Annotated in this window: 7 protein-coding genes; 2 read left to right on the top strand and 5 right to left on the bottom strand. The window is 71.3% G+C overall.

Going from position 1 to position 6,148, the window contains the following annotated elements; all coding sequences use genetic code 11:
- Positions 1-16 precede the first annotated feature (16 nt).
- Positions 17-475 (bottom strand): molybdenum cofactor biosynthesis protein MoaE, encoded by a 459-nt coding sequence (locus tag GRC12_RS40810; RefSeq protein ID WP_133044530.1) that lies wholly within the window; start codon positions 473-475, stop codon positions 17-19.
- Positions 476-573: 98 nt separating this feature from the next.
- Complete coding sequence (locus GRC12_RS40805; protein WP_208785500.1) at positions 574-1,686, bottom strand: SDR family oxidoreductase; 1,113 nt, start codon at positions 1,684-1,686, stop codon at positions 574-576.
- Positions 1,687-1,878: 192 nt separating this feature from the next.
- Here GRC12_RS40805 and GRC12_RS40800 point away from each other — a divergent pair, with 192 nt between their 5' ends.
- Together GRC12_RS40800 and GRC12_RS40795 are read left to right on the top strand one after the other, a co-directional pair.
- Complete coding sequence (locus tag GRC12_RS40800) at positions 1,879-3,303, top strand: zinc-dependent metalloprotease (protein WP_208785499.1); 1,425 nt, start codon at positions 1,879-1,881, stop codon at positions 3,301-3,303.
- The gene (locus GRC12_RS40795) at positions 3,300-3,821 is read left to right on the top strand and encodes an NUDIX hydrolase (protein ID WP_208785498.1); all 522 of its coding nucleotides are present in this window, start codon (positions 3,300-3,302) and stop codon (positions 3,819-3,821) included. Before GRC12_RS40800 ends, GRC12_RS40795 begins: the two co-directional genes overlap by 4 nt.
- Before the next feature lie 55 nt (positions 3,822-3,876).
- On the opposite strand, the gene GRC12_RS40790 is transcribed toward GRC12_RS40795, so the two are convergent.
- The 3 genes from GRC12_RS40790 to GRC12_RS40780 all read right to left on the bottom strand — a co-directional run.
- Positions 3,877-4,632, bottom strand: a complete 756-nt coding sequence (locus GRC12_RS40790; protein WP_133044526.1) for an AIM24 family protein — start codon at positions 4,630-4,632, stop codon at positions 3,877-3,879.
- An 18-nt stretch (positions 4,633-4,650) separates the two neighbouring features.
- On the bottom strand, positions 4,651-5,331 hold the full coding sequence (locus tag GRC12_RS40785) for an AIM24 family protein (RefSeq protein WP_133044525.1): 681 nt from the start codon (positions 5,329-5,331) through the stop codon (positions 4,651-4,653).
- Positions 5,332-5,342: 11 nt separating this feature from the next.
- Positions 5,343-6,148: AIM24 family protein (locus GRC12_RS40780; protein WP_208785497.1), on the bottom strand; the 806-nt coding region annotated here is incomplete at its 5' end.

Here is a 6,148-nt window from a genome sequence, read left to right as displayed (position 1 = left end):
CCCCTCAACGACGGCGCTACGCGCCGACCCATTCGTCCGTGCCGTCCGAGAAGGTCTGGTGCTTCCAGATCGGCACCTCGTGCTTGAGGTCGTCGATCAGCTTGCGGCAGGCGTCGAAGGCCTCGCCCCGGTGCGGGCACGAAACGGCGACAACGACGGCGAGGTCACCCACGCGGAGGTCACCGACCCGGTGTACGGCGGCGAGCGCCCGCACCGGATACTCCGCGACGACCTTCTCGGCGATCCGCCGCATCTCGGCCTCGGCGCTCGGATGGCACGAATACCCGAGCCGGTCGACGTCGGCGCCCCCGTCGTGGTTTCGCACGGTGCCCACGAACAGCGCCGTGCCACCGGCGGCGTCGTCGCCGACGGCCCGGAAGACCTCGTCGACGGAGAGCGGGGTCTCCCGGATGCCGATGAGCTTGACGGGGTCGCCCGCGGCCCGCTCACCGGGATGGTCGTAAGTGGGTGCCATACGTCCATCGTGCCTCACGCGTGTGACGGCGAGGAATACGAGGTTCACCAGGCACACGCGCGTGCGCTCTTGGAGCCTCCTACAGCCCCGGGACCGGCTCAGATCCGCCGCCGCGCCTTGCGGGCCCGCCGCACCACCGCCGCCGCGCCCAGCAGCGCCACGGTCGCGCCCGCGGCACCCGCCGCCGTCGCGTCCTTGCGCCCGAGCCGCCGCCCGGCGACCGTGTGCCGGCCGGAGACCTCCTCCAGCAGCTCCGCGAGCACCTCCTCGTTGGTCCACTGCGGCCGCCACCCGGCGTCGTGCAGCCGGCTCCCGCTCACCACCCACGGGTACATCGTGTACGCCAGATCCCCCGCCGGTGACGGCGTCAGCCCGATCCGGTGCAGCCGGGCCGCGGCGCCCAGCGCCACCGCGGAGGGCAGCTCCATCCGCCGGATCCCGCTGAGCTCCTCGACCTCCTCCTGCTCCAGCCACCCGTCGCACCCCACGGCGAGTTCCCCGTCCACCTTCTCCAGGACGGCGTACTCCAGGGCGCTGCAGAGGTCCTCGACGTGGCAGAACTGCCACGCGGGCCGCGACCCGGCGACGACGAGCAGCCGCGGCGACTCGAAGTACCGCGTCAACGCGGTGTCGGTCCCGCCCACCAGCACCGCGGGCCGCACCACGGTGACATTGAGCCCGGGATGCGCGCGTGGCGCGCGCCGCGCGAGCCGCTCGATCTCCAGGAGGTCGCCCACACCGGTGGCCTCGGCGGTGGCCCGCAGCTCCGCGTCCTCCGACAGCGGCAGCTCGTTGTCCTCCAGCGCGCCGTACACCATCGCGGAGGTGCACAGCACGACCCGGTGGACACCGGCCGCCGCCGCGGCGGTGAGCACGGTCTGCGTCCCCCGGACGTTGTACGCCGTCCGGGCGGCGGGATCGCTCTCCAGGTCGAGGTCGAGCGCCAGATGCACCACGGCGTCCGCGCCGCGCAGCTTGTCCGCGATGGCCGGGTCCCGCACGTCCAGGATGTGCCACTGCGCCGCCGCGCACTCCCCGCGCCGCTCGTCTATGGCGACGACCTGCTTGATCTCCTCCGATGCGGCGAGCCGCTCGGTGAGCAGCGCCCCGATACCGGACGCGGCACCGGTGACCGCGACGACGGGTCCGCGTACGGTCGGCGGGGTTGACTCGTTTCGCGCTGCGCGAACCTGTGGATCTGGGGAACTCACCGGGCGTCTCCAGCGGTTGTCTTCAGTACGAACGCGCATGAGGCGTCCGTACCAGGTGGCATCCATCCTGCCGCAGGCCAAGAGTCGGCGAAGCACCGAGGCCCGAACCGCCCATGGTGTCTACGCTGGGTGGTGTTATCGGGCAGTCGTGCCGTCGGAGACAACCGGCGGCCTTACCAGCCGAGGAATCCCGTGAGTGACACCCCATTCGGATTCGGCCTTCCGCCGGAGGAGCCGGAAGACGGCGACGAGGGCAAGAAGAAGGACCAGGAGAGCGGCGGTGGTCAGGGCCCGGCCAACCCGTTCGGTTTCGGCGGGCTGCCCGGCGCCGGGGGCTTTGGCGGCCCCGGTGCGGACAATCCGCTCGCTGCCATGTTCGGTTCGCTGAACCCCACCGACCTGGGCGCCGCCTTCCAGCAGCTGGGCCAGATGCTCTCGTACGAGGGCGGCCCGGTGAACTGGGACATGGCCAAGCAGATCGCCCGCCAGACCGTCTCCCAGGGCACCGCGGACGGCGTGAAGGACACGAGCGTCGGCCCCGCCGAGCGCAACGCCGTCCAGGAGGCCGTCCGTCTCGCCGACCTGTGGCTGGACGACGCGACGTCCCTGCCGTCCGGCGCCGGCACCGCGGTGGCCTGGTCGCGCGCGGAGTGGGTCGAGGCGACCCTGCCGGCCTGGAAGGAGCTCGTCGACCCGGTCGCCGAGCGCGTGGGCGCGGCCATGGGCGACGTCCTGCCGGAGGAGATGCAGGCCATGGCGGGCCCGCTGATCGGCATGATGCGCTCGATGGGCGGCGCCATGTTCGGCACGCAGATCGGGCAGGCCGTCGGCGTGCTCGCGGGCGAGGTCGTGGGCTCCACCGATGTCGGCCTGCCGCTCGGCCCGGCCGGCAAGGCGGCCCTGCTGCCGGTGAACATCGAGTCGTTCGGCAAGGACCTGGGCGTGCCCAAGGAGGAGGTGCGGCTGTATCTCGCCCTGCGCGAGGCCGCCCACCAGCGCCTCTTCGCGCACGTGCCGTGGCTGCGCGGACATCTGTTCGGGGCCGTCGACGGGTACGCGCGCGGGATCAAGGTCGACACGGCCAAGCTCGAGGACGTGGTCGGCCAGTTCGACCCGCAGAACCCGGAGCAGTTGCAGGACGCCCTCCAGCAGGGCATGTTCCAGCCGGAGGACACGCCCGAGCAGAAGGCGGCCCTGGCCCGTCTGGAGACGGCTCTGGCGCTCGTCGAGGGCTGGGTGGACGCGGTGGTGCACGCGGCCGCGAAGCCGCGCCTGTCGTCCGCCGACGCCCTGCGGGAGACCCTGCGCCGCCGCCGTGCGACGGGCGGCCCGGCCGAGCAGACGTTCGCCACGCTGATCGGCCTGGAGCTGCGTCCGCGCCGGCTGCGGGACGCCTCCCGGCTGTGGGCCTCGCTCACCGACGCGCGCGGGGTGGACGGCCGCGACGCCCTGTGGTCCCACCCGGACATGCTGCCCACGGCGTCCGACCTGGACGACCCGGACGGCTTCGTCCACCGCGAGCAGCTGGACTTCTCCGAGCTGGACAAGATGCTGGGCGAGGCGGCGGACGGCTCCGCCGGGAAGCCGGACCTGAAGAAGGACGACGACTCCGAGTGAGCCTGTACGACGACGCGGTCCTCGTCCTGAAGGGGTATGAGGACCAGGAAGAGCTGCGCCAGGCATATCTGGATCATCTGGCCGCTCACCCGGACGGCCTGTGGAAGGCGTGCCACGCGGGTCACATCACGGCGAGCGCCCTGGTGATCGACCCCTCGCGCGAGCGCGTCCTGCTGACGCTGCACCGCAAGCTGCGGATGTGGCTGCAGATGGGCGGCCACTGCGAGCCGCAGGACCCGTCACTGGAGGCGGCGGCCCTGCGGGAGGCGACGGAGGAGTCCGGTGTCACCGGGCTGACGCTGCTGCCGGGCGGCCCGGTCCGCCTGGACCGGCACCCCATCCCGGCGCCGTGTCACTGGCACTTCGACGTGCAGTACGCCGTCCTGGCACCTTCGGACGCGGACGTCACGATCAGCGACGAGTCCCTGGACGTCAGATGGTTCCCGTACGGCGAGGTCGCGGACGTCGCCGACGAGTCCGTCGTACGTCTGCTCGAGGCGACGCGCGCCAGGCTGTGAACGTGTAAGGGGCGCCCGCTATGGCGGGCGCCCCTTACGTCTGCTTCCTGGACGCTCAGCTCCAGACGTTCCCCTGGTTCTGCGCGCGCACTCCGTGCTGCCCCATGCCGTACTGCGCGGCGAGGCCCTGCCCGATCTGCGCGTTCTGCGGCGGCAGCAGCTCGCTCGGCTGGACCAGCGCGAAGCCGCTGCCCATGAAGCTGAGCTCCCAGCCCTCACCGGTGTTGCCGCGGCGCCGCCACACCCCGGAGGAGTGCGTCTGGGCCTGCATCTGCACCCGCAGCCCGGTCGACCAGGCGACGATGGCGTCGGCGTCGCAGTTGACGTACTTGTCGGGCGTCACCTGCATCATCAGGGGCGCCCCTGAGGTCATCAGGGCGACCTTGCCGCGGCCGGTGATGTTCAGCTGGTACTTCCCCGAGCCGGAGATGCCGTAGAGGCTGTCGACGGCGATGACCTCGTGGTGAAGCGAGGAGTCCATCGCGAGGACGTAGCCGCTGTCGACGGTGAGACCGTCCTGCTCGACGTCCACCACATGGATGTGCTGGGCGAGGTTGGCGAAGTAGACCGTGCCCTGCCCGTGGCAGCGCATCAGGCTCAGGCCCTCGCCGGTGTAGGCACGCGCGCGTGCCTGCTGGTTGCTCTGGTACTCGGCGTCGAACTCGACGAGCCCCTGGTAGGCGACCATGGTGCCCTTGCGGGCGAGGATGTCGTCGTGGCCCTGCAGGGCGACGCGCAGCAGCTGCTTGTTCTGCAGGCTGTAGCGCTCCTGGGACTGCGAGTCGTTGAAGGCGAAAAGCGGACTCTGCATGGCGTTTCTGGCTCCCCCTCAGCCCCGGAACCGCAGGCGGTCGGTGCTGTCCTCGCTGGGCTGGACGACGACGATGCCCTGACCGGAGAAGGCCATCTGGTAGGCCTCGCCGCTGCCGCGGCCGATCAGAGACTGCGCCTTGAAGCTGCGCTTGCCCTTCACCCTGAGGTTCGGGGACCAGGCGACGAGCGCGTCCGGGTCGACGTACGTCTCGTCCTCGCCGCCGCCGCAGTCGACGACGATCGGCTTGCCCCGGGAGGTCAGCGCGACCCAGCCCTGCCCGGAGATCTTGGTGTTCCACAGGCCCTGACCTGCGAACTTCGCGAGCCCCTTGACCCGCTCCACGCCCCAGGTGAGGTGGGCGTCGAAGGCGAGCAGGTTGGTGGCGTTGACGGAGATGCCGTCGCCGTTGAGGTTGATGACGACGACGTTGGCGCCGTAGTCGGCGAGGTAGAGCAGTCCGTCGCCGGAGCACTTCATCAGGGGCGCGCCCTCGCCGGTGATCCAGTCCCGGGCGATCTGGCGCACGGCCGGCGGGTTGGGCTCGTACTGGATGAAGCCCTCGTAGGCGATCATCGAGCCCACGCGCGCGAAGAGGTCCTGTCCGGTCTGCATGGCGACCTTGAGCATGTGGTCGCCGTGGGTGTCCATACGGGCGGTGACGGGTGCGGGGGCGAAGCCCGCGAGCGGCTGGTTCATGACGGGCTCCCTCAGACCTCGTACGGCTGGACGACGATGAAGTTGCCGGGGGCGCCCCGGAACTGCAGGTTGACGCTCTCCCCCGTGTCGCCCGGATAGGCGTTGCGCCGCATCCGGACCTGGCTGGAGACGATCACCTGGGCGGCGGCCGACCATGCGACCACGGCGTTGGCGTCGGCGAACGTGGTGGGCGTGACCGGCAGCACCACGGGCGTGCCGTGCGTCTTGACGACGAGCGTGCCGGTGCCCTGGAACTGCATCGTGAACAGCGCGCCCCCGGGGATGCCGTGTCCCTCGATCCGGCGGACCTCGTACTGGAGGCCCTCGTCGAAGGCGAGGACGTTCTCGGCGGACACGCAGATCGCGTCGCCCTGCAGTTCGACGGGGTGCAGATAGGTGGCCTGCTCGGCGAGGAACACCTGCCCCTGGCCGGTACAGCGCATCAGCTGCATCTCCTGGCCGGTCGCGTTGCCCACCACCCGGCCCATGATGCCGGCGCCCTTGTAGCCGAAGTCGACCTTGCCCTGGTAGAGCACCATGCTGCCCTGACGCGCGAGCACCGGCTGGCCGCCGACACCGAGGTCGACGCGGACCAGCTTGCTGTTCTGCAGAGTCCAGCGCTGCCCGGTGGGCGTCTCCTTGAACTTCTGCAGAGCGGCCCCGACACCGGCACCACCCTGGGGAGCGCCCTGCGGGACGCCGTACGCCTGCTGTCCCGGGACCTGCCCGAAGGGCGGCTGCTGACCGTAACCGGGGGGCGGAGTCGGCTGGCCGTACCCCGGAGGCGGGGTCGGCTGGCCGTAACCGGGCGGCGGGG

It is taken from the genome of Streptomyces griseorubiginosus, assembly GCF_017614965.1.
Lineage (GTDB): Bacteria > Actinomycetota > Actinomycetes > Streptomycetales > Streptomycetaceae > Streptomyces > Streptomyces griseorubiginosus_B.
The sequence above is the reverse complement of the archived record's forward strand: the minus strand, read 5'-3'. Positions and strand labels throughout refer to the sequence as shown.

Excerpts from the sequence above, each read along its gene's own strand:
- GRC12_RS40790 (WP_133044526.1), bottom strand. The coding sequence starts at position 4,632 with ATGCAGAGTCCGCTTTTCGCCTTCAACGACTCGCAGTCCCAGGAGCGC.
- GRC12_RS40810 (WP_133044530.1), bottom strand. The coding sequence starts at position 475 with ATGGCACCCACTTACGACCATCCCGGTGAGCGGGCCGCGGGCGACCCC.
- GRC12_RS40785 (WP_133044525.1), bottom strand. The coding sequence starts at position 5,331 with ATGAACCAGCCGCTCGCGGGCTTCGCCCCCGCACCCGTCACCGCCCGT.